Genomic DNA, 20,761 nt, shown 5'->3' on the forward strand with positions numbered 1-20,761 from the left:
GGCTTCAACGTGGAAGTGGCATCGCTTCCCGACGGTCGTCGCATCGAGGGGCGCTGGACGATTCCTGGTGCAGGGGGCGGCAGCTACGACTAGCACCTCACACGGAGCGACTGCCCCTCGTCATCTGGCCGACATGGCCCCAACCCAATAGCGACCGTTGCGAGACGGAGGAGGAGCACATGGCCAAGAACACGATCGTTCTGTGGTACGACAAGGACGCCGAAGCCGCGGCCCGCTTCTACACCCAGACCTTCCCAGACAGCGCGATGGGTCGCGTCTTTCGCGCGCCCAGCGACTACCCCAGCGGCAAGAAGGGCGACGTGCTGACGGTCGAGTTCACCGTAGCCGGGGTGCATTGCATGGGCTTGAATGGTGGGCCCGAGTTCAAGCACAACGAAGCGTTCTCGTTCCAGATCGCGACCGACGACCAAGCAGAGACCGATCGCTACTGGAACGCGATCGTCGGCAATGGTGGCCAGGAGAGCGCGTGCGGGTGGTGCAAGGACAGGTGGGGCGTGTCCTGGCAGATCACGCCGCGGGTCTTGACCGAAGCGCTCGCGGCAGGGGGTGAGGAAGCGAGGCGCGCTTTCCAAGCGATGATGCCCATGAAGAAGATCGACGTCGCCACGATCGAGGCCGCGAGGCGTGGCTGACGCTTCGACTCTCCTCATCACGCGTCGGACCTGCTGAACGCCGAGGGTGGACGGCGCGCGCGCACGCGGGCTCACCCCCCGCGCGGCCGTACGCATGCTCGCGGCCCGGAAGGCGCGTGCCTCGTCGGGCTGCCGCGCGCGGTCGCCAGCGAGACCGTCGAGAAGCCGAAGCGCTCGCGGATGCTGTCGACGACCGCGCCGACGCGATCGTTGCGATCGAAGAGCGGGAGCTGCTCGAACGTGCCGAGGTTCGAGAGCTGGAGGCCGAGCAGGCGGATCGCCAGCGACCGCGTACGCGCCGCCGCGAACATCTCCTTGACGATGGGATAGAGCTCGAGCTCCGAGTTGGTTGCCATCGTGGTGTGCGAACGCGTGAGCGTGTGGAAGTCGGCGTAACGCAGCTTGAGGGTCACCGTTCGCGCCTTGACGTGGCGCTTGCGCGCGCGCCAGCAGACCCGCTCGCACAGCCCGCACAGGACCGCCTCGATCGACGCCGGGTCGCTCACGTCCTCGCGGAAGGTCCGCTCGTTGGAGATGCTGCCGACGGTCTCGCCCTCGGGATCGTGCTCGGAGAACGCCGGGCGCTCGCGGCCGAGGTCGCCCGAGCCCAGGCCCTGCACGCCGCGCGAGATCGACGCCGCCCACGCGCCGAAGATCTTCTGCAGATCCGCCACCGGCGCCTCGGCTACCGCGCCCAGCGTCTGGTAGCCGGCGGCGTGCAGCTTGGCCTCGGCGACCGGACCGATGCCGGGGAACGATCGCACCGGCAGCGGTGCGAGCACGGCGCGCTCGACGCCCGCAGGCACCAGCATCACACCGCGTGGCTTGGCCAGCGCCGACGCCACCTTGGCCACGACCTTGCTCGTCGCGACCCCGGCGCTGGAAGGCAGGCCGATCTCGTCGAAGACGGCCGTCGTCAACTGCAGCACCGCGCCCTCGATGACGTCGTCGCCGGCGCGGTCCTCGCTGCGGTTCCCGCAGGCGGCGTCGCCGGAGGCATAGAGCCGCTCGCAGCCGGAGAAGTCGAGATACATCTCGTCGATGCTGGCGACCCGCACCGTGGGCGCGAAGCGACGCGCGATCTCGCGCACGCGCTCGGCGTAGGTGCCGTAGATCTCGTGGCGGGTGGACAGGTAGATCGCGTTCGGCGCGCGCTTGCCAGCCTCGACGAGCGACATGCCCGACTTCACGCCGAGGCGGCGCACCTCGTAACTGGCGGCGGTGACCACGCCGCGGCTTCCCGGCTTTCCCCCGACGATGACCGGTTTGCCTTCAAGCGTCGGATCGAGCAGCCGCTCGACGGACACGAAGAACGTATCGAGATCCAGGCAGCAGATGCGCGGCGCCGTGAGCGGCTGCGCGCGCGCGAGCTCCGATGCCATCCCCATGTGCCGGACGTTACCTGATCATCCGTTCAGGTACAAGTCACCGCCTGGGCTTCGAGGGGGTGCTCCTGGTTGGCTTCAGGGCCTGCTTGCGCGGTGCCTTGCGGGACACCGGCCGCCGCGTCGACGCGGCCAGCGCCTCGCTCCGTTCCGCGTCGGTCAACATCGTTTGCAGCCTCGCCGTCGCGTCGCGCAGCGAGCACCGCCGATCGTCCATGTCGGACCAGAGCTCGCCCACTTCACCGATGCGCGCCGCCATCGTGCGCAGCGTGAACGTGCGCGGGCCGACGGTGCCTTCCTCGAGCTCGGCCCACGTGCACGGCGCCGAGATCGGCGCGCCCGGCCTGGCACGAACCGCGTAGACCGCGGCGAACGTCGCGCCCGGCAGGTTGCGCCCGGTGTCGACGAAGATGCGGTCGCCACGGTCGGCCTTGATGAACTCCTGGGTCAGGATGTGCGGGTGGCGCTTGACCAGCACCGCGCCAGCGTCGTGCGCAAACCGCCAGACGCTCTCCGCGTCGGCCTCGCCGTCGAGCGGGATCAGGATATGGAATCCCTTCGAGCCCGAGGTCTTCACGTACGACGGCAGCCCGAGCTCGTCGAGTAGCTCGCGCACCGCCAGCGCGGCCGTGCGCAGCGACTGCGGATCCTCCGCGGAGGGATCGAGATCGAACACGCACAGGTCCGGCTGATGGAGCTTCGGTACTCGCGAGATCCAGACGTGGGGCGTGACCGAGTTCTGGTTGGCGAGCCACACCAGCGATCGCGCGTCGCCGACCAGCGGGTAGTGCACGGACTCGCCCGCCTTGCCGTTGCGCTTCTCGACCTCGACGCGCTCGAGCCAGCTCGGAAACCCCTTCGACACATCCTTCTGGATGAAGCCCTTCTTCTCGATGCCGGCGGGGAATCGCTCCATCGTGATGGGACGCCCGCGAATGTGCGGGATCATCAACGGCGCCACCGCGTCGTAGTACGCGCACAGCTCACCCTTGGTGATGGCGGAGTCGGGAAAGAGCACCTTCTCGGGGTGAGTGATCACGCTCGCTAAACTTGCCGTTGGCGCCCATTTGGGCGGGCCGTCGTAGCGATTAAGCGCCCATCCGCCCGTACTCCGGTTTTCCGCCGCGCTCGAACCGGTGGTACGTCGCGCCCTTGCTGCTCGTGACCGACTCCACCTGCTTGAGCGCCACCGGCACCGTGCCGCTACCGAAGAGCCGCTTGCCGGAGCCGAGCACCACCGGGAAGATGAACAGCCGGTACTCGTCGATCAGGTCGTTCTTCAGCAGCGTCTGGAGCAGCTCGGTGCTGCCCCAGGTGTGCACGGTCCGGCCGGGCTGCTGCCGGAGCTTCCGGAGCTCGGCGACCACGTCGCCCTTGATCAGGCTGGAATTGTTCCAGGTGACGCGATCGAGGCTGCGCGACACCACGTACTTCGGCCGCGAGTTGAGCGCGGTCGCGATGGGGTCGTTGGGGTCGGTGACCTTGGGCCAGTAGTTGGCGAAGATGTCGTAGGTCTTTCGCCCGAGCAGGAAACCGTCGGCGTCCGTGATCCCCTCGGTGACCAGCCGTCCCATGACGTCCTCGACGTAGGGGGCCTGCCAGCCTCCGTGCGCGAACCCACCGTCGCGGTCCTCGTCGGGGCCGCCGGGAGCCTGCATGACGCCGTCCAGGGTCAGAAATGCATTCACGACGATCTTGGGCATACTCAAGTCCTCCACCAGGGCTACGAATCACGCCGGCCCGAGTCGACAGATTCGGCACAGAAGAATGGTCTGCCGCCGAGCCGTTGGAAGCGAAACACACGCATTCGACCCGGCGGCCGGGAAACTCCATCGGTCGCGACCCAAGCGAGACGGCGCCGAGATCGACGCCAGCGTCGACGACCGTGCAGCGGCGAGACGCGGAGGCGAGGTGTTCGCGCTCGACGGGCTGACCGGTAACCTCAGCTCGTACCGCTCGGCGACGGGCGAACCCTGCGAGCAGGCGTTCATACGTGCCGTCGGCGCGGCCGACAGCGAGCTGACGGTTTGGGGACGGGCGCTGGTGTGCAGCGTGATCTTGGCAACCTCGTCCGCGCGTGGTCCTGTGGTGGAGCTCTCATGCGTCACCCTTCGCTCGCCCTCGCGACGGCGGCGCTCCTGATCGTCGTCGCCCTGCCGCTCGCGATCAGTCTCGCAGTGTTCGCGCGGATCGAGCGCCGCGCCCAGGACCGCGCGGATCGCCGGGCTCGGGGTGAGGTCGAGTTGCGCGTCTCGAACCCGGGCGCGGCCCGCCTCGCTCTGTACCGCGCGGGGCAGAACCAGGGCGAAGCGGTTCCCGTCGCTGTCGAGTCGTTCACCTCCGCCTGGCTTCCGCGGCGCGGTACTTCCTCGAGGCGAACGGTCCGCAGGGACGCCTGCTCTATCCCGTCACGTTCGATCCCGAGCGACCGGGCCCCAACGGCGACGGTTCGCTCGACCTCGTGGTGAGACCGATGCCGCCCTATCCGACGCCGCCGACCGACGACGGTCCGGGCTTCGTCTACGTGCCGAGCGGACCATTCGAGATCGGGGATCGGAGCACTCCGCGCCTGGCGCACCACCCGTGGGTGGCGGGCTTCTTCATCGCGACGTTCGAGACGACGAACGGCGAGTTCCGGCGCTTCCTCGCGGACCCTGGCGGTTACGACGATCGGGCCAACTGGACCGACGCCGGGTGGGCCTGGCGCGCGCGGGCCGCTTCGCAGACGACGGCCCGGCTCACACCGAGCGACCCCCGGTTCCCGCGCTTCGGTCGCGACCCGCTCCCCGTCGTGCTCGTCACCTGGTACGAGGCGGACGCCTACTGCCGCTGGCTGACCCGGCGCTTCGGAGGTGGCCGGTTCTGGTACCGGCTGCCGACGGAGGGGGAATGGGAGAAGGCAGCGCGCGGTCCGGACGGCTTCGACTACGGCCTCGGCATGGCGCTGAGCGAACCGCAGGCGGCGCTCTACAACTGGAGGAAGAACCCGGATGCCGATCCTACCGTCGTCGGCGCGGGTGAGAGCCTCGAGCGGTACCGCGCCAATCGCTACGGCCTCTACCACATGTCCGGCAACGCGGCGGAGTGGACGGCGTCGCTCTATCGTCACTACAACGTCGAGCAACCCTACCGCGAGGACGATCGCAACGACCGGGCGCTGCCCGGCATGCGCGTGACGCGTGGCGGCTCCTGGTACAGCGCGGCCAACGTGCGGCTCAACCTCGCGTACCGGGAGGAGTTCCAGCCGGACATGAGCAGCGACGATCTCGGATTCCGCGTGGCCGCCGTGCCGCTGGTTGGACCGCTACGCTGAGGGCGTGTCTACAAACTCACCGAGTACGCGGCTTCCCTGAACACCAGGACGTTCGAGTGAATGGTCGGCATACCGTCGGGCAGATCAATATAGAACCCGGCCGGCCCTGACCCGTCCCCGATATAGGAAGTCGGGTGCACATAGGGTCCCAGGTTGTCCAAGATGCCATACGAACCGGCCGATTCAACGAAGACGACCGGGTAGTCGGGCGCTGTAATCTCAAGGGTGAATCCCGCCACGTCGGCGTTGATCAGGTCGACGGTGCCGACACCCAACAACGTAGGCGGAGTCACGGAAAAGTTGAGGTTGAGGTAACTCCGCCAAGAACCTGGGTCGAACGTAATGAGGCCGACGTCTCGCGGGGGCAAGGTGACCGTGACTTGCGTTGAGAAGTTCTCCGCCATTGTCGTCCCGCTGCTGGGCACGAAATTCGCCAGCCGAACCTGTGCACCGATGCCGTTGAGCGTGAAAGACAAGGAGTAGAGGCCGGAGGCGTCTCGGCTCAAGACGCCGGTGAAGGGAACGGCAAAGCCGGAGGCGGATCCGAAAATGCCCATGGCGAGCAGGGCGGCTTTGGGGTCGATCAAGCCAACGCCCGCCCTGGGACACATGCCAATGAGGCTCTCGCCATCGAGGCCGACGGAAAGCCGACATGACAGGCCTCCGCAGTCTGCATCCGAGCAGCATTGTCCTGCGGAGACGTCATAGACGAAGTCTCCGTGGTTCCCGACGTGGCTCTTGACGGCGGCCTCGGGAAGCGTGAGGGGAACCCATCGCCCGCCGGCGCGGTGGCACACGGAGACCTTCGCCGCCGAGCTCGCGCGCACGGAATCCCGGTCCCATGCCGTCGAGCCGGTGCCAGGCTCGACGGCGTCCGGGGTCAACGCTGATGTCGCATGCGACCCGCTCACGGGATCGGCATCGCCCGGCGCCCCGCAAGCCAGCAACAAGCAACTGGCAATAGCCATCGCTGTTCGCTGCATAGAGTCTCCTCTCGTCGAGCAAGCCGATCATGCTCCGGGCTGCATGACCATCAGAACGGCTCCTGGGTAGGCCACTGCGGTGTACGTCTCACCGGTGTGACCGCCTGCCGCGTTCCTCTGGACCGGCCGCGCGCTGCCGCTCAGCGCTCGACGCGCTCCCCGGGTCCGTGGGCGAAGAGGAGCCGGGTCCGCGCCGCTCCGCCCGCCGCCCGCACGCCGAGCGCAGGGGCCGGCACTCGCCGCAGTGCCTCGGCGTGATGTGGGTGGTGAAGCAGGCCGACGACCGGACCCAGGCCTACTGCTCCGCATGCCGCGACGTCGAGGCGGTCATCTCAGGCCGACAGGATCGCTCTTCGGCGACCGGCGTCGCAGAGGCGTCGGATCGGGGCGGGCGCCCGGGCTGACCCCGAGGCCTTCGGTGCGAGCAGCCTCAACCGATGGAGACGGTCCCCGGCACGACCCCGGCGTTCACGTCGCCCGCGCGGAAGCGGAACTTCACGCGCGCGACGCCGCCGTTCACCTCGATCAGCTCCTCGTACTGGTACTCGCCGGGCGGGAGCGGCATCGTGATTCCGTCGCGGCGGATGGTCGTGAACTCGCGCGCGATCTGCTGGAACAGGGTCGCCACCTGGCTGCTGTCGGGGTTTGACACGAACCGGCCGTGCCCCGCCGTGGCGATCGCCGACAGCTCGGAGGCCTTGATGGTGTTCCCGAGACCGATGACGTGGACCTCGAGCTGCGGGAACGCGCTGAGCTTCTCGAGCAGGCCGTCGAGCGTCATGGGCGCCGTCCCCGCGCAGGAGAAGGAGCCGCCCGCCGCGGGGTAGCTGATCGCGGGCGCGGTGGAGTTGTCGTACCAGCTGTAATTGTCCCAGCCGTCGGTGAAGACCACCATCGCGAAGTGATCGGACGACCCCGGCGCCACGAGCGCGTCATACTGCTGCTTCATCCGATCGACCATCCGCGCCGTCGCCGCGAAGAGCTTCGTCGCGTCCCCCGGAACCGGCGCGGGGATGTCGAGGACCGCCGCGTCCGGCATCGCGGGCGACGGCTCGCAGACGTAACCGTCCTGGAACCAGTCGAGCAGCGACGAGAACGTCCCGGTGTTCCAGGTCGTGAACTGCTGGCGGATCGACGCCTGCGTGTCGAGCGCCGCCTGCTTCATGGGCTCGAACGCCGGCGGCTGCCATTGCGTCATCGAATAGCTGGCGTCGAGCACCATCCCGACGCGCAGGTTCGCCATCATCTTCGTGTCGCGGAAGTCGGGGACCGACTCGAGGTCGACCTCCTGGCCGTCGACGAGCCGCCGAATCTGCGCCGTCGTAGGGTCGATGGAGTTCCCCGAGGAGTCGCGCAGGACGAAGTCGAGGACGACGGTCGTCTTCCCGGTGGTGGGCTCGAAGATCGCGACCGGCGCGCCCCGCACCTCCACGCTCGGCCGCCGCGGCGGTGGCCCCATGGAAGCGCCCCCGCCGCACCCGGCGACGGAAATGGCGAGCGCGAGGGCCGTCCAGAACGAGGAACGATGCGGTTGGAGCGTCATTCTCCTGCCGTACCATGATCATGGGACCACGCAAGAAAAATCTCAGGGGTTCTTCGCGTTGTGGGAGTCCCGGACCGACAGTACCGCCGCGCGAACCGCCGACCATTTCCGCGGCCGTTCTTGGCTCCAGCCGCGCGCTCCATGGTGTTCCTGCACCCGCACGGGGAAGGGGCCTTGGCCCATGCCATATGCGTGTTCATGCATATGCACGGACATGCACCTCGACGCGTTTCAGGCCCTCGCGGATCCCACCCGGCGACGCATCGTCGAGGCGCTGAGCGTCGGGGAGCAGCAGGTCAACGACGTGGTCGGGAAGCTGGACATCCATCAATCCGGCGTGTCGCGGCACCTCCGGATCCTCCTGGAGGCGCGGTTCGTCCAGGTCCGTGCGGATGGGCCTCGCCGGCTCTACTCGCTACGTCCGGAGCCGTTTCAGGAGCTGGATGCCTGGCTGGAGGGCTACCGGAGCCTCTGGGACAGGCGGCTGGACCGCTTCGGCGAGGCGCTGCGGAAACGGCGCGCGGCTCGCGCCACCCACTCCAAGGAGAAGGCGAGATGAAGAACGAGAGCGCAGCACCGAACCCTCAGCCGGTCCGGTTCGAACGCACCTACGACGGCCCGGTAGACGACCTCTGGGACCTCTGGACCACGAAGGACGGCTTCGAGTCGTGGTGGGGTCCCGAGGGGTTCCGGGTCGAGGTGTCGAGGATCGAGCCACGCGTCGGCGGCAGGCTCGACTACGACATGATCGCGACCCGCGCCGAGGAGATCGCGTACATGCAGAAGGAAGGCTGGGCGGTCCGCCACGGGACGCACGGCACCTTCGTCGAGCTCGAGCCGAAGCGCCGGCTCAAGCTCCGCCATCGGATCGACTTCATCCCCGGCGTCGAGCCGTACGACAACGACATGGTGGTGGAGCTCGTTCCGGAAGGCGCACGCGTTCGCATGGTGGTCGAGATCGAGCCGCACCGGGACGAGCAGTGGACTCGCATGTCCGCTCAGGGCTTCGAGAGCCAGCTCACGAAGGTCCCCGCGGCGCTGGCGGCGCGCCGGAGCTCGTCGCTCAGCTGACGGCGCCTGGCCTTCCTACTCACTTCTTAAGAGGCGCCTCCACCCCCGAGAAGACCAGCACCTGATCCGGGAGCCGTGCGCCGCGGATCTGGACCGCCGACACCGCTCCATTCAGCTCGGCGAGCTCGCTCGACGTGAGCCGCACGTCAGCGGCGCCGATGTTCTCGAGCATGTGCGGCATCTGCGTCGTCCCGGGGATCGGCACGATCCAGGGCTTCTGCGCCATCACCCAGGCGAGCGCGATCTGTGCGGGCGTGGCACGCTTCCGCTCAGCCCAGCGCTCGAGCAGCTCGACCAGCGCCAGATTCTGCAGGAGGTTCTCTGGAGAAAAGCGCGACTCGACGCCGCGAATATCACCCTGAGCGAAACGCGTGTTCGCGTCGATCGCTCCCGTGAGGAACCCGACGCCGAGGGGGCTCCACGGCACGAAGCCGATTCCAAGCTCCTCGCACGTGGGAATGACTTCCTTCTCGGGTCCGCGCCAGAGCATCGAGTACTCGTTCTGGACGGCGGTGACCGGCAGCGTCGCGTGCGCTCGGCGTAGCGTCTCGAGCCCCATCTCCGAGAGGCCCCAGTGCAGGACCTTGCCCTGCTGCCTCAGGTCCTTCACCGCCCCGGCGACGTCCTCGATCGGCACCTCGGGATCGACCCGGTGCTGGTACAGGAGGTCGATCCGGTCGGTCCGGAGGCGCTTCAGCATCCCTTCGACAGCGAGCTTGATGTGCTCGGGCTTGCTGTTGAGCCCGGGCCGCCGCTCTCCCGTCTGGAGGTCGATGTTCCAGCCGAACTTGGAGGTGATCACGACCTTGTCTCGGAACGGCGCGACGCCCTCGCCGAGGATGCGCTCGACCTCGTGAGGGCCGTACGCCTCGGCCGCATCGAAGAACGTGACGCCCCGGTCGAACGCGGTCCGGATGATGTTCAACATTTCGCGTCGGGTCGGGATCGTCGTCTGGTAGGTGCGGCTCATATTCTGGACGCCGAGTCCGACGCTCGAGACCTCCAGCGCGCCCAGCCTTCGCCGTCCAGTCGCGTTCGGTGCGGGAGTCCTGCTCTGCGCCGCCTGCTTCGCAGGAGCTTGTGTGGCGGCACCACCGAGGAGAGGCGTCGCGGCGAGCGCTCCCGCCGAAAGCAGGAAGGAGCGACGTCCGAGGCCGTTCTTGCGATCCGAGGCGGTCATCACAGCTCCTGCCGCGTCGGGCGGAAGAGGATCTCGTTGATGTCGACGTCCTCGGGCTGCTCGATCGCGAACGCGACGGCGCGGGCGAACGAGGACGGCGGGATCGCGTACTCCTCGTAGAACTGCGCTATGCCCTTCGCGATGTCCGGCTCCGTGATGCTCTGCGGCAGCTCCGTCGCGACTGCGCCCGGCGAGATGATCGTCGTGCGGATGTTCCAGGGCTTCACCTCCTGCCGCAGCCCCTCCGAGATCACGCGCACGGCGGCCTTGGTCGCGGAGTAGACCACTCCCGCCGGACGGACCTTGTGGCCGGCGACGGACGAGACGTTGATGAAGTGGCCGCTCTTCTGCCGCTGCATGTGCGGCAGCGCGGCGGCGATGCCGTAGAGGACGCCCTTCACGTTGACGTCGATGGTCCGGTCCCAGTCGGCGATCTTGCGGCGCTCGAGAGGCGAATGCGGCATCAGCCCCGCGTTGTTGAGCATCACGTCGATGCGGCCGAACCGCTCCACGGCCGCGTCGATCAGGCGCTGCACCTGCGCGGCGTCGGTGACGTCGGTGGCGAGGGCGAGCGCCTTGCTGCCGCCCTTGGTGATCTCCCCCACCAGCGCATTCAGGCGGTCCACGCGACGAGCGCCGAGCACGACGATCGCGCCCCGCTCGGCGAGATGACGGGCGGTCGCCTCGCCCATGCCGCTGCTGGCGCCGGTGATGACGACGACCTTGCCCGAGATGTTGGTGCCGTTCACTTGTTCATTCATGTTCACGCTCCTGTCGCTGAGGTCGCGGTGGGCTCACGCCTCGGGGATCGGCCTGCCGTAGCTCTCGAGCGTGATGGTGTCGGGCTCCGGTCCGCCGCGGACGCCGGTGTCGAGCGCGTCGATGGCGGCGAGCTGCTCCCGGGTGAGCTCGAAGTCGAAGACGGCGAAGTTCTCGGCGATGCGGGCGGGTTTCACCGACTTCGGGATCGCCGAACGGCCCTGCTGCAGATGCCATCGCAGCATCACCTGGGCGGCCGACTTGCCATGCTGGCGCGCGATCTCGAGCAGCGTCGGGTCCGCGAACGACGTCTTCTCGAGGCCTCGGTAGGCGGTGATGCCGCCGATCGGCGACCAGGCCTGCGTCGCGATGCCGTGCTCCGCGTGTACGCGCTGGAGCGCCGTCTGCTGAAAGTACGGATGCACCTCGATCTGGTTCACGGCGGGCACGACGGACGCGGAGCTCAACAGCCGCTCGAGGTGGTCGGGCATGAAGTTGCTCACGCCGATCGCGCGGACCCTGCCGTCCGCGAGGAGCTTCTCGAGCGCCCGGTACGCTTCGAGGGTGCGGTCGAACGCCGACGGCAGCGGCTGATGGAGGAGCAGCAGGTCGATCTGCTCCACGCCGAGCTTGCGGGCGCTCTTGTCGAACGCGTGCAGCGTGGCGTCGTAGCCGTAGTCGCTGATCCAGACCTTCGTCTCCATGAACACCTGGTCGCGGGGAAGCCCGGAGCGACGGAGGCCCTCGCCGACCTCGCGCTCGTTGGCGTACGCGGCGGCGGTGTCGATGAGCCGGAACCCGGTCGCGAGGGCGGCCTTCACGGCTCCCGCGGTCTCGGCCGGCGGGCTCTGGAACACGCCGAGCCCGAGCGCCGGCATCGCGACGCCGTTGTTGAGGGTGATGGAGGGGCTCTTCGCGGTCATGGTCGAACTTCCTTCGGGTGGGATTCCGTCTGTGGCCGGTTCGGCACCCCTCCGCACCGGTCGGAAGGAAACTAGCGGCCTCGCGAGCCGCGCAGTAGGCGCCGGGTCCGCAATGGGCCTTTAAGCTGTGCTTGAAGATCTCCCCCGCTGACGCGCTACGCTCTACGGGGCGGCGGGGCGGGCTCCCCTCCCCCACCTCCGAGCCTCTCGATGAAGACGACACTTCTCCCGCAGCTCCAGACCTTCCTCGTGGCGGCCCGGCGGAAGAGCTTCAGCGCGGCGGCGCGCGAGCTCGGCGTCTCACCGGCGGCCGTGAGCCAGTCGGTTCGTCAGCTCGAGGAGCAGCTTCGCGTCGTGCTCTTCACCCGAACCACGCGTACCGTGGCGCTCACGGATGCGGGACGGCGCCTCTTGGAAGGCGCGGGGCCGGGTCTCGGCCAGGCGCTCGCCTCGCTGCAAGAGGTGTCGGCGCAGCCGGGGGAGGCAGTGGGTCGTCTGAAGCTGACCGTGCCGGAGGTCGCGGTTCCGTACGTGGTCACGCCCGTGCTGGCCGCTTTCCGCGCCCGCCACCCGCGCGTCGAGGTCGAGGTCGTCGTCGAGAACCGCTTTGTGGACATCGTCGCGGAGGGTTATGACGCCGGCGTGCGCCTGCACGAGGCCATCGAGCGGGACATGGTGCAGGTGCGCCTCACCGACGCCTTCCGCTTCGTGGTGGTGGGGGCGCCCTCGTACCTCGAGCGTCAGGACGCACCGCGGCGCCCCGAGGATCTGCTGCGGCACGAGTGCTTCACGTTCCGCGTCCCGTCGAGCGGCGCCCTGTACGCGTGGGAGCTGGAGCGTGGCCGGAGGAACTGGCGGGTGCCGGTGCGAGGCAGCGTCGTGACGAACGACCGCCGGTTGACGCTGGCGCTGGTGGAGCAGGGGCTGGGGCTCGCGTACGCCTTCGAGCCCGCCGTGAAGGAGGAGCTGCGCACGGGGCGGCTCGTGCGCGTGCTCGAGGAGTACGCGCCGATCGTCCCCGGGTTCTTTCTCTACTTTCCGAGCCGGGCGCAGCGCTCGGGTCCCTTGCGCCTCTTCATCGAGGTCGCCAAGGAGTTCGCGACGAAGGCGCCTTGAAGCGGCGGGGCACCGGCGCGGCGCCGGTGCCGTGATCGCTTCAAGCGTCTCGTCGCGTATCTCGAACGGAGGACACCATGGGCAAGCTGATCTACATTGCGAACATCTCGCTCGATGGCTACGTCGCCGACCGCGCCGGAAACATCGGCTTCACCGTCCCGACACCCGAGGTGTTCTCGACGATCCTCGAGCTCGTGCGAGGCGCCGGCACGTACGTGTACGGCCGCAAGATGTACGAAGTCATGGCGGCGTGGGAGACGGCGCACCTGACGCCCGATGCACCGTCGTTCGTGCCCGGCCTGGGCGATCTCGAGCGCGACTTCGCGAACGTGTGGCGCGGGGCCGACAAGCTCGTGATCTCGACGACGCTAGCCACCGCGACAACGCAACGAACGCGCATCCTGCCCTCCTTCGACGCCGACGCGATCCGCCACCTGAAGCGCGACCAGACGCTCACGGTGGGCGGACCGCACCTCGCCGCCTCGATGCTGAACGCCGATCTCGTCGACGAGCTTCACGCCTTCGTCAGTCCGATCATTCTCGGAGGCGGGAACCCCTGGCTCCCGCCAGACCTCCGACGAACCCTCACGCTCGTGGGCGAGCGCCGGATGGGCGGCGTCGTGCACCTCCACTACGCGCAGTAGCGGATCCCGGACTCCGGTGCAGACCGCTCCGCCCTCCACCACCGGCACTCCGTGCAGGACGAGTTCGTCTACGTGCTCGACGGGCACCCGACCCTCGTCACCGACGCGGGCGAGGTGACGCTCTCCCCGGGCATGTGCGCGGGCTTCCCGGCAGGCGGAACGGCCCACCACGTCGAGAACCGCACCGGCCGCGAGGCCGTGTTCCTCGAGGTCGGGGACCGCGCCACGGGCGACCAGGTGGTCTGGCCGAACGACGACCTCGCGCTCGTCACCGGACCCGACGGGAAGCGGCGGTTCACGCACAAGGACGGGACGCCGTACTGACTCACGAAACGCGAAGCTCCGGTCGCCGCCAAGGTGACCGGAGCTCCGGATGGTTGCGGGGGCCTGCAGCGCCGAGAATCATGATCGCGTACGTGCTCGCGAACCCGGTCGCCGCCGGCCTCGTCCGCCGCGGCGCTGAGTGGCCCGGCCTCTGGACCGCGCCCGAGCAGCTCGCGGGCACGACGCTCTCCGCGCGAAGGCCGTAAAGTCTTCTTCGACCCGAAGAGCTACATGCCCGACGTCGCGGAGCTCGAGCTGACCGTCCCTCCCGGTTTCGAATCGGCGGAGCACTTCCGGGCGCTCGTGTCGGAGGCCCTCAGCGCCCTCGAGGAGAAGCACCAGCGGGAGCTCGCGTTAGAGAAACGCCGGTTTCTCGGAGCTGCGCGCGTCCTACCCAGAACCCCTTCTCGCGTCCGCCCCCCGGCGAGCCGCGCTTCGCGCTCAGTCCGCGGCTCGCCGCCCGTGACAAGTGGAGGCGGATCGAGGGGATCCTCCGCTTGAAGACGTTCCTGCAGGAGTACCGGCAGGCTTGGACCGCGCGGCAGTCGGGCGCGTCCGACGTGACATTCCCGGCGGGCACCTACCTCCTCCGCATCATGCACGGCGTGCAGTGCGCCGGCGCTTCGTAAGGCCGTTCCGCGCTCGATCACGCCGTAGAGGAACTCGGTAGCGCTCGCTTCCGGCGCCGCCATGTGCGCGGCGACGCGCCGACGCCCCCGCAGAGGCTGGGCACGGCCCGCCTTCAGGTTTCGCGGAGCGGGTACTCTCGGGCGGGGCGCCTTCGGACGTCCCCTATCCTTGTCGATGAACGCGGAGTTTACCAACGGACCATCTGCCGAGCCGTCGCACTCTGACTCCCTGCGAACATGTCAGTGGACTGACTGTATCGCCGGCCCCACCTGTTCCTTCCGCCTCGGAACGAGCGTCAAGGAGGAACAGTCGCACGTCAGTGCCTGCCGCGCCTCATGCGAAGGAATGACGCGATACAGTTCGCCGCAGCCGGCACAGGCGAACGCCGCGACTAGTGCCTTGAATGCATCCAGCACTCGGCCGAACTCGCCTGGCGAAAGGCTTTCCCAGGAGTTGTAGTGGATGGCCGTGTTCACCGGCCACATCTCGGCCTGTGAGGCATCCGCAACGGCCTGGAACGCCTGCTCCTGCGCGCCGATTCTGTCCACATCCTCTCGCTTCCCATGAGAGTTCGCGGCGGCCTTCGCCTTCTTCAGAAGCTCTCTGAATTCGACGATGGCCTCGGGGAGGAGTTCGCCGAGCTGGTACTGCCCGTCTGGCCTGAATTCGACGGAGGCCCTCAGGCGAGCGCACAACTCCGCCGAGACATACTCGAGGTAGTGCCTCAGCTCTCCCGCCGCACCCCTCACGTCATCCTTCTTCAGGCACGCTTCGGCTTCAGTCCAGACCCCCCGATCAACCCAAACGGACGGCCCCGATCCTACCGTCCACCGCCGGAAATGCACGGCCGAGCGATTCGCGATCAGCTTCTCCGTCTTCATGTGCTCAAGCCAGTGCTTGTCGTGGGTCGTGAGGATGAACTGCGTCCCGGCGAACCGTTTCTTCAGAACGGTCGCGACCTCTCGTCGATGGCCTGCATCGATCGACATCAGTACGTCATCCAACACGGCGAAGGTGAACGCCGGCCCTTGTAGGTGCCGCATTAAGGCAAGGTACAGGCACAACCCCATACCGTCCTGATGCCCTTCGCTGTGGTACGCGCCTGGCGGGAAATGCCCTCGCCCATAGAAGTCCACCTTCAGGTCGAGTGCGCCCGTCGAGGGTGTGAGCTCCGCGGTGAACTCGTTCTCGTCGTGGTGGTGGATCGAACGGTAGAGGCTCTCGAACTCCTCGCGGACTTCGCCATAGATACCGGTGAGAACCGAGTCGCACGTTGTCGCGTACGTATCGACGACGCGACGGGCGACATCTGCCTGGTCCTTCGCCTGCTTCAGCTTCTTCTTAGCGTCCGTGACGGCGGCGATGCGCTCCTGAACGATAATGAGGAGGGCGCGAGCCTTTTCCTGTTCACTCGCCTCCGGAACCGCGGCGAGACACTTTTCGGCTTCCGCAAGCGCCTCGCCCACACCGCAGGGCGGCGCAGCGACGGTCGCGAGGGATGCGGAGCAGTCGGCCAGGGGGAAGAGTTGGGAAAGGCTTCTCCCCTGGCGATCGAGCCACTGGTCGTACTCGTTCATCGCGGCGCCTGGTGCCCCCGCAGCACGCGCATGCGCAACGACCGTGGCGAGAACCTGTCGGCCCCTACGAAGGCGGGCCGCCACCGCACCGAGACGGGCCTCGATCCTCCTTCGCCGGTCCGCGAACAGACGAAGACGTTCGAGCTTCTCGTTCAAGTGCCCCCTAAGCGCCACGGGGTCCCACCCTGTATCGCAGAGCGGACAAGCCGCGATTTCCTTTGCGACGTCTTGTTCAAGAAACAAGAGACCATTCGAGTAGAACGCCTCTCTGTTCAGGGTCTGTACAGTTGTCGGGTCCCGCGCCAGGTCATCGATCTCCGTCTTTATCGCTCCGACGTCGGCGAGAAATTCGGGCGCCGAGACCTCGGCAAGGAATTCCTTCAACGCGGCCGCATCCCGAAGTGCCTGCTGTTTCTCGATCACCGGACGCGGCGCTGCCTCGCCCGACTCCATGCCCTCCGTCACCAATAGAGTTGGCGATACTTCGGCGAACACATTCAGACCGAGCAGGGCACGCCGGGCATTCACCCGTTCAAGGAACGCCTCGTTGCTGTACGTCGGGATGTCGAGCGCGCGTAGCAGATTCGCCACCGTCCCGTTGACGTGCTCCTCCAGTGGAACCACCGTCTTTCCCGCGGAGTTGGCGATCTTTTGGAGGTGCGCCCGCACTTGTTCCAAGTGATCGAGGCGCAGCAACGCCTGAACCTGCTTGCTCCTGTCTGCCGGGGTGGTGAGCACGTACCGAATCAACTGACGCCGCGAGAGAACAAGCTCGGGATGCGCCTCGATCTCCTTCAGTGCCGCGATACCGGCAGCGTCCTTCGGAGTTATGACTGGCTTGTTCGGCGCCTTCAGATGGCGCGTGATCGTGAGGGCCTTCTTGGCAGGCGGGTCATCGCCGACGTAAGTAACCACGAGGGTCACTTTTGCGGTCTCGGGCGCCTCGCGAGCATCGACATGCGGCCCGTGCTCTCGCAACGAGACGCTTCCACTACCCTCCCCCTCCAGTCGCGAGATTCTGCCCGTCAGTGCGAACTCGAGGGCGTCAACGACGCCACTCTTCCCGGTTCCGTTATTGCCGCAGACCGCGAATGTGTTGCCGTTGAACTTGAGCTGCAGGTCGCGGATGCCCCGTAACTCTTCGATCCGAACGGACTCCAGCCTAATCATGCGCGGGGCCCTCCCCGAACACTGCGGCTTTCAACGCCCGCTCGGAGAAGGTCTTCTTCTCTATGAGCGCCTGCCGAAGCCGCTGGACGACGGCCGCCTCCACCTTTTCGCAGTCCAGCGCGTGAAGGAACGCCGTGAACACTTCCGCAGATACGTCCCGTGCGCGTTCGTGGCCTTGTTCGGCGCCGCCTGACTTGTCGCCCTGCTTGCTCATGGTTGCCGCCCCCGAGTTCCCGCGCGGCGGGCCGAGTCCCTGCCGCTCCACCACCCTACAGGTTCGCACACAGGTACGACACAGCGTTGACCGCGGTGCGGGACCAATACACGGGAGGACCGCACAGCAGCGCCGCTACGCCGCTGGCCTGTCGCCCTTCTTCGAGTTGCACGAGTAGCAGACGGGCCGAAGATTCGTGATGTCGTTCCGCCCGCCCTTGGAGATCGGAATGACGTGGTCCCGCGTAATCGGGCTCGTCTTGCGGGGAAGTACCGGGATGTCCTTCCATCGGCGCCCGCAGTCGGGGCACCGGTCGTACTGTTTTCGAAGCGCCTCCCACTCGGCCGTCGTGAAACTCCCCTCTGCTTCTGCCATGCGAGCGCGCCTGCGGTGCGCAAAGACATTCTTGTTGCAGTCCTTGCACGCAGAGAAGTACGTCCCGTTGCTTCGGCGCGTGAACGCGCCGTTCGGCAGGGTTCGCTTACACAGGTAGCAGATGCGCTCCGTCGCGGTGTGGGGCAGCCGGATCTTCTTCCCCTCCCGCGGAGCCGTCAGGATATCGGACAGGCACGGGGAGCACATCCCGTACGTCATCCCGTTCTTCTTCTCGATGAAGTCGGAGACCGGACGTTCGCGGCGACAGCGGTAGCACTCCTTCGAACGGGACAAGGCGCGTCCTCCGAGAACGGAAGTCTACTGCCTCCAGCAATCGCTCGGCGTGTCAGCCCGCCCGGGTAGCGTAGTCAAGTCGTACCTGTCCGGCGTGGGCGTAGTTCCGCGTAGTTGGGGGGCGTCATCCGCCTTCCCCGGGAGTGGCCGTGTCCGCTGACGTGTTTGTCGCGCTGGATGTCGAGACCGCGAACGCTGATAGAGCATCGATCTGCCAGGTCGGGGCTGTGGTGTTCGAGGGCAGCCGCCTCGCGCACGAGTGGGTTTCGCTCGTGAACCCTCTCGACGACTTCGACTCGTTCAACGTCGACATCCACGGCATCGACGAGGACGCCGTCCGAGATGCGCCAACGTTCCAACAGATTGGGCCAGAGCTCACTAATCTCCTCTCTGGGCGCATCGTTGTCAGCCACACGACCTTCGACCGAGTCGCGGTCACGCGAGCGTACGAGAAGGCCGCGATCGAGTCGCCCCCCTGCACTTGGCTCGACTCCGCTCGCGTGGCTCGCCGAACCTGGAGTGATGTTGCGCGCAGCGGGTTCGGGCTTAGCTCGCTTGCCGAGCGCATCGGCTACGTCTACCGCGCCCACGACGCGCTGGAGGATGCGAAGGCTGCCGCGATGGTGTTCCTGGCGGCGGTGGCAGACTCGCGCCTCGACGCGGCTGGGTGGGTCGAGCGATTGCAGCACTGCGGAAGCACCAGCTCGCAAGTGACGCTAGCCGGTGCTGTGGACGGGCCCCTGTTCGGTGAGGTGGTCGTCTTCACCGGCGCGCTCAGCATCGCGCGTCGCGAGGCCGCCGAGATGGCCGCACGCATCGGCTGCGAGGTCGCGCCCGGGGTGACGAAGAAGACCACGATGATCGTGGTCGGTGACCGGGATGCCCGCGGTGGCGAGAAGACGAGCAAGATGGTCAGGGCGGAACAGCTCATCGCCGATGGCCAGCCCATCGAGCTGCTGACGGAGAGCGACTTCGTCCGGCTCGTCGAACAGTACGTCGGCGAGGAGGTGCCCGCATGAAGAAGGTGAGCCCGGAGCCCGGTGTTGCACTATTCGTCGGGTGGCAGGACGCGAGCAACGACGTCATCAACCAGCCACCCCGCCCGTACCTCACGGATGTCGCGAGCGTAGTGGTGCGCCGCTCGTGGTTCCGGGCCGCGCTGAGCCTTCACACCTGGCGCGGCCGCGACCTCTACATGATGTCCTTCGTCGACCCCGAAACAAAGATCGTGTTCGACCAACCGGACCGCGACCACGACGAAGAGCAGCGAGCCGCGTGGTTCAGGCAACGCTCCGAAGAGTGGACGTTCTCGGACGCCCGGGCGCTTGCGCGCTGGCTTCAGTTGTACGCGCAGCACATCGATGACAAGACCCCGCGCTCGAGGCTCGGTCCCAAGTTGCCCGCAATCTGGCGGGAATACGTTGAGGGACGGCGCGCGGACGCTGCGCCGCTCGCGCTCGGCCTACCGCTCCACCCGGACGAGGCCTACGCGACCTCGGGATGGGCTGGGTGGGAGGACTGGCACTGGAAGACGCGCGAAGACACAGCGGAATCTCGGGTCGCAGAACCGCGCCCGCGGTCGGCATAGACGCCACATGGCACCCGAGAACACGCGGGGCCAGTCACCCTCGACCGTCCTGAAGCCCCCGCCGACGAGCATCGAATTCGCCGCGGTCCTGGATACGAACGTCTACATCGACATCGTCTCCATCCACGACCTCCTCCGGGCCCCCGAGGAGAGGCGCGAGATGCGCGTCGAGCGACTTCGGGATGCGGCGCTCCTCGCGATCTGCTTCCACGAGAACTCGTCGACTACCTATGGGCTGCGCGAGGGAGCTGACGTCCTGGCTGAACTGGTCCCGCCCGAGAGCGGCGGGTTCGAAGAGCAGCATCTGAAGGCGTTCTCGTACTTCGTCTATCCGCATGTCTTGTCGCGGTGGCACGTCGTGCATCCCAACGATGTGAACGTCCGCGCAAACGCGGCGGACCGCCACCTGACGGACTTCGCGTTTGAGAATGGACTTCCGTTGGTCACTCTCGATGCGCGAATGGGCGAGCGTGCGGCTGCGCGCGGGGTGTCGGTCCTCACGCCGAGGGGCTACTGGGAGTTAAGGATGAACTCCGACGCCGCGGTCCAGCGGTTCTTCCGGCGATACCGGTCCAACGCACCCGTGTTCGCGCGCAGCACGTCTCAGCCGCGCCCGTGGGTTGTGGCGCTCGACCAGTTGTACGAGCAGTATCGCCGACTACTCCTCGGGCGTTAAGCCCGCGAGACGTTCGGCCAGAATCGAGGGGGGCCTATGCAGCCGACGCGACGCGCACGTCTAACGGGCAGCGGCCCGACGGGCGGACGCGACCGTACACCCGAGCGCACTCGCGACCCTCGCCCAGCTCGCGCCTGCCGTGCGCATCTTCTTCACCTTCGCTGCCGCGGCGTCGTCCATGGAGCGCGGCCTGCGCCGCTCGGACGTGGACCTCGCCGCGAACGTGATCACGGTCGCTCGCTCCGACGACCGGACGACCACCAAGGGCGGCCACGCGGACGTGATCCCGATCGCGACCCCGCTCCGGCCGCACCTGCTCGCCGCGCTGGAAGCCTCACGCTGC

Annotated in this window: 23 protein-coding genes; 12 read left to right on the forward strand and 11 right to left on the reverse strand. The window is 67.5% G+C overall.

Annotation, left to right across the window (positions count from 1 at the left end):
- Positions 1–179 precede the first annotated feature (179 nt).
- The gene (locus MNZ39_RS00515) at positions 180–653 is read left to right on the forward strand and encodes a VOC family protein (RefSeq protein ID WP_242333051.1); all 474 of its coding nucleotides are present in this window, start codon (positions 180–182) and stop codon (positions 651–653) included.
- A gap of 71 nt (positions 654–724) precedes the next feature.
- Here the strand turns inward: MNZ39_RS00515 and MNZ39_RS00520 are convergent, their stop codons facing one another.
- Genes MNZ39_RS00520 through MNZ39_RS00530 form a run of 3 tightly spaced genes read right to left on the reverse strand, consistent with a single transcriptional unit; the run spans position 725 to position 3,741 of the window.
- Positions 725–2,035 (reverse strand): DNA polymerase IV, encoded by a 1,311-nt coding sequence (locus MNZ39_RS00520; RefSeq protein ID WP_242333053.1) that lies wholly within the window; start codon positions 2,033–2,035, stop codon positions 725–727.
- 43 nt (positions 2,036–2,078) lie between these two features.
- The gene (ligD, locus tag MNZ39_RS00525) at positions 2,079–3,077 is read right to left on the reverse strand and encodes a non-homologous end-joining DNA ligase (protein WP_242333055.1); all 999 of its coding nucleotides are present in this window, start codon (positions 3,075–3,077) and stop codon (positions 2,079–2,081) included.
- Between the two features lie 49 nt (positions 3,078–3,126).
- Positions 3,127–3,741 carry a dihydrofolate reductase family protein gene (locus MNZ39_RS00530; protein ID WP_242333057.1) on the reverse strand — a complete coding sequence of 205 codons (615 nt, stop codon included), beginning with the start codon at positions 3,739–3,741 and terminating at the stop codon, positions 3,127–3,129.
- A gap of 770 nt (positions 3,742–4,511) precedes the next feature.
- Between MNZ39_RS00530 and MNZ39_RS00535 the strand changes: the two genes are divergently transcribed.
- Positions 4,512–5,351, forward strand: coding sequence for an SUMF1/EgtB/PvdO family nonheme iron enzyme (locus tag MNZ39_RS00535; RefSeq protein WP_242333059.1), 840 nt, complete (start codon positions 4,512–4,514; stop codon positions 5,349–5,351).
- A gap of 8 nt (positions 5,352–5,359) precedes the next feature.
- Here the strand turns inward: MNZ39_RS00535 and MNZ39_RS00540 are convergent, their stop codons facing one another.
- Both MNZ39_RS00540 and MNZ39_RS00545 read right to left on the reverse strand, forming a co-directional pair.
- Complete coding sequence (locus tag MNZ39_RS00540; RefSeq protein WP_242333061.1) at positions 5,360–6,334, reverse strand: hypothetical protein; 975 nt, start codon at positions 6,332–6,334, stop codon at positions 5,360–5,362.
- Between the two features lie 430 nt (positions 6,335–6,764).
- Positions 6,765–7,793: a hypothetical protein gene (locus tag MNZ39_RS00545; protein ID WP_242333063.1), complete on the reverse strand. Its 1,029-nt coding sequence runs from the start codon at positions 7,791–7,793 to the stop codon at positions 6,765–6,767.
- 298 nt (positions 7,794–8,091) lie between these two features.
- Between MNZ39_RS00545 and MNZ39_RS00550 the strand changes: the two genes are divergently transcribed.
- On the forward strand, positions 8,092–8,436 hold the full coding sequence (locus MNZ39_RS00550; RefSeq protein ID WP_242333065.1) for a helix-turn-helix transcriptional regulator: 345 nt from the start codon (positions 8,092–8,094) through the stop codon (positions 8,434–8,436).
- A complete protein-coding gene (locus MNZ39_RS00555; protein WP_242333067.1) occupies positions 8,433–8,948 on the forward strand; it encodes an SRPBCC domain-containing protein in 516 nt (171 codons plus the stop codon). Before MNZ39_RS00550 ends, MNZ39_RS00555 begins: the two co-directional genes overlap by 4 nt.
- A gap of 19 nt (positions 8,949–8,967) precedes the next feature.
- Here the strand turns inward: MNZ39_RS00555 and MNZ39_RS00560 are convergent, their stop codons facing one another.
- The 3 genes from MNZ39_RS00560 to MNZ39_RS00570 are packed head-to-tail and all read right to left on the reverse strand — an operon-like array spanning position 8,968 to position 11,810.
- Positions 8,968–10,083: an aldo/keto reductase gene (locus tag MNZ39_RS00560; RefSeq protein ID WP_374202544.1), complete on the reverse strand. Its 1,116-nt coding sequence runs from the start codon at positions 10,081–10,083 to the stop codon at positions 8,968–8,970.
- A gap of 44 nt (positions 10,084–10,127) precedes the next feature.
- Positions 10,128–10,889, reverse strand: a complete 762-nt coding sequence (locus tag MNZ39_RS00565; protein WP_242333071.1) for an SDR family oxidoreductase — start codon at positions 10,887–10,889, stop codon at positions 10,128–10,130.
- A 33-nt stretch (positions 10,890–10,922) separates the two neighbouring features.
- Positions 10,923–11,810, reverse strand: coding sequence for an aldo/keto reductase (locus MNZ39_RS00570; protein WP_242333073.1), 888 nt, complete (start codon positions 11,808–11,810; stop codon positions 10,923–10,925).
- A gap of 210 nt (positions 11,811–12,020) precedes the next feature.
- Between MNZ39_RS00570 and MNZ39_RS00575 the strand changes: the two genes are divergently transcribed.
- The 5 genes from MNZ39_RS00575 (at position 12,021) to MNZ39_RS24155 (ending at position 14,523) form a co-directional block, all read left to right on the forward strand.
- Entirely contained in the window at positions 12,021–12,926 is a 906-nt protein-coding gene (locus MNZ39_RS00575) for a LysR family transcriptional regulator (RefSeq protein WP_242333075.1), read from the forward strand.
- Between the two features lie 77 nt (positions 12,927–13,003).
- Complete coding sequence (locus MNZ39_RS00580) at positions 13,004–13,570, forward strand: dihydrofolate reductase family protein (RefSeq protein ID WP_242333077.1); 567 nt, start codon at positions 13,004–13,006, stop codon at positions 13,568–13,570.
- A gap of 3 nt (positions 13,571–13,573) precedes the next feature.
- The gene (locus MNZ39_RS00585; RefSeq protein ID WP_308197183.1) at positions 13,574–13,894 is read left to right on the forward strand and encodes a cupin domain-containing protein; all 321 of its coding nucleotides are present in this window, start codon (positions 13,574–13,576) and stop codon (positions 13,892–13,894) included.
- Positions 13,895–13,974: 80 nt separating this feature from the next.
- Positions 13,975–14,100 carry a hypothetical protein gene (locus MNZ39_RS24150; RefSeq protein WP_255840653.1) on the forward strand — a complete coding sequence of 42 codons (126 nt, stop codon included), beginning with the start codon at positions 13,975–13,977 and terminating at the stop codon, positions 14,098–14,100.
- 291 nt (positions 14,101–14,391) lie between these two features.
- Positions 14,392–14,523, forward strand: a complete 132-nt coding sequence (locus MNZ39_RS24155) for a hypothetical protein (RefSeq protein WP_255840654.1) — start codon at positions 14,392–14,394, stop codon at positions 14,521–14,523.
- 240 nt (positions 14,524–14,763) lie between these two features.
- Here MNZ39_RS24155 and MNZ39_RS00590 read toward each other — a convergent pair whose 3' ends face one another.
- The 3 genes from MNZ39_RS00590 to MNZ39_RS00600 all read right to left on the reverse strand — a co-directional run bounded on the left by MNZ39_RS00590 (position 14,764) and on the right by MNZ39_RS00600 (position 18,154).
- Positions 14,764–17,271, reverse strand: a complete 2,508-nt coding sequence (locus MNZ39_RS00590; protein WP_242333081.1) for an ATP-binding protein — start codon at positions 17,269–17,271, stop codon at positions 14,764–14,766.
- The gene (locus tag MNZ39_RS00595; protein ID WP_242333083.1) at positions 17,264–17,485 is read right to left on the reverse strand and encodes a hypothetical protein; all 222 of its coding nucleotides are present in this window, start codon (positions 17,483–17,485) and stop codon (positions 17,264–17,266) included. The genes MNZ39_RS00590 and MNZ39_RS00595 overlap by 8 nt, the downstream gene beginning before the upstream one ends.
- A gap of 135 nt (positions 17,486–17,620) precedes the next feature.
- Complete coding sequence (locus MNZ39_RS00600; protein WP_242333085.1) at positions 17,621–18,154, reverse strand: HNH endonuclease; 534 nt, start codon at positions 18,152–18,154, stop codon at positions 17,621–17,623.
- A 149-nt stretch (positions 18,155–18,303) separates the two neighbouring features.
- Between MNZ39_RS00600 and MNZ39_RS00605 the strand changes: the two genes are divergently transcribed.
- The 3 genes from MNZ39_RS00605 to MNZ39_RS00615 are packed head-to-tail and all read left to right on the forward strand — an operon-like array spanning position 18,304 to position 20,418.
- The gene (locus MNZ39_RS00605) at positions 18,304–19,173 is read left to right on the forward strand and encodes an exonuclease domain-containing protein (protein WP_242333087.1); all 870 of its coding nucleotides are present in this window, start codon (positions 18,304–18,306) and stop codon (positions 19,171–19,173) included.
- Entirely contained in the window at positions 19,170–19,742 is a 573-nt protein-coding gene (locus MNZ39_RS00610) for a hypothetical protein (RefSeq protein WP_242333089.1), read from the forward strand. The genes MNZ39_RS00605 and MNZ39_RS00610 overlap by 4 nt, the downstream gene beginning before the upstream one ends.
- A 7-nt stretch (positions 19,743–19,749) precedes the next feature.
- A complete protein-coding gene (locus tag MNZ39_RS00615; RefSeq protein WP_242333091.1) occupies positions 19,750–20,418 on the forward strand; it encodes a hypothetical protein in 669 nt (222 codons plus the stop codon).
- The last annotated feature ends 343 nt before the right edge of the window (positions 20,419–20,761 follow it).

It is taken from the genome of Anaeromyxobacter sp. SG66 (genome assembly GCF_022690805.1).
In the GTDB taxonomy this organism is placed as follows: Bacteria; Myxococcota; Myxococcia; order Myxococcales; family Anaeromyxobacteraceae; genus Anaeromyxobacter; species Anaeromyxobacter soli.

Excerpts from the sequence above, each read along its gene's own strand:
- MNZ39_RS00545 (WP_242333063.1), bottom strand. The coding sequence starts at position 7,793 with ATGGGGCCACCGCCGCGGCGGCCGAGCGTGGAGGTGCGGGGCGCGCCG.
- MNZ39_RS00550 (WP_242333065.1), top strand. The coding sequence starts at position 8,092 with ATGCACCTCGACGCGTTTCAGGCCCTCGCGGATCCCACCCGGCGACGC.
- MNZ39_RS00590 (WP_242333081.1), bottom strand. The coding sequence starts at position 17,271 with ATGATTAGGCTGGAGTCCGTTCGGATCGAAGAGTTACGGGGCATCCGC.
- MNZ39_RS24150 (WP_255840653.1), top strand. The coding sequence starts at position 13,975 with ATGATCGCGTACGTGCTCGCGAACCCGGTCGCCGCCGGCCTCGTCCGC.
- MNZ39_RS00575 (WP_242333075.1), top strand. The coding sequence starts at position 12,021 with ATGAAGACGACACTTCTCCCGCAGCTCCAGACCTTCCTCGTGGCGGCC.
- MNZ39_RS00565 (WP_242333071.1), bottom strand. The coding sequence starts at position 10,889 with ATGAATGAACAAGTGAACGGCACCAACATCTCGGGCAAGGTCGTCGTC.
- MNZ39_RS00540 (WP_242333061.1), bottom strand. The coding sequence starts at position 6,334 with ATGCAGCGAACAGCGATGGCTATTGCCAGTTGCTTGTTGCTGGCTTGC.
- MNZ39_RS00555 (WP_242333067.1), top strand. The coding sequence starts at position 8,433 with ATGAAGAACGAGAGCGCAGCACCGAACCCTCAGCCGGTCCGGTTCGAA.
- MNZ39_RS00530 (WP_242333057.1), bottom strand. The coding sequence starts at position 3,741 with ATGCCCAAGATCGTCGTGAATGCATTTCTGACCCTGGACGGCGTCATG.
- MNZ39_RS00515 (WP_242333051.1), top strand. The coding sequence starts at position 180 with ATGGCCAAGAACACGATCGTTCTGTGGTACGACAAGGACGCCGAAGCC.
- MNZ39_RS00615 (WP_242333091.1), top strand. The coding sequence starts at position 19,750 with ATGGCACCCGAGAACACGCGGGGCCAGTCACCCTCGACCGTCCTGAAG.
- MNZ39_RS00610 (WP_242333089.1), top strand. The coding sequence starts at position 19,170 with ATGAAGAAGGTGAGCCCGGAGCCCGGTGTTGCACTATTCGTCGGGTGG.
- MNZ39_RS00580 (WP_242333077.1), top strand. The coding sequence starts at position 13,004 with ATGGGCAAGCTGATCTACATTGCGAACATCTCGCTCGATGGCTACGTC.
- MNZ39_RS00520 (WP_242333053.1), bottom strand. The coding sequence starts at position 2,035 with ATGGCATCGGAGCTCGCGCGCGCGCAGCCGCTCACGGCGCCGCGCATC.
- MNZ39_RS00595 (WP_242333083.1), bottom strand. The coding sequence starts at position 17,485 with ATGAGCAAGCAGGGCGACAAGTCAGGCGGCGCCGAACAAGGCCACGAA.
- MNZ39_RS00535 (WP_242333059.1), top strand. The coding sequence starts at position 4,512 with ATGCCGCCCTATCCGACGCCGCCGACCGACGACGGTCCGGGCTTCGTC.
- MNZ39_RS00570 (WP_242333073.1), bottom strand. The coding sequence starts at position 11,810 with ATGACCGCGAAGAGCCCCTCCATCACCCTCAACAACGGCGTCGCGATG.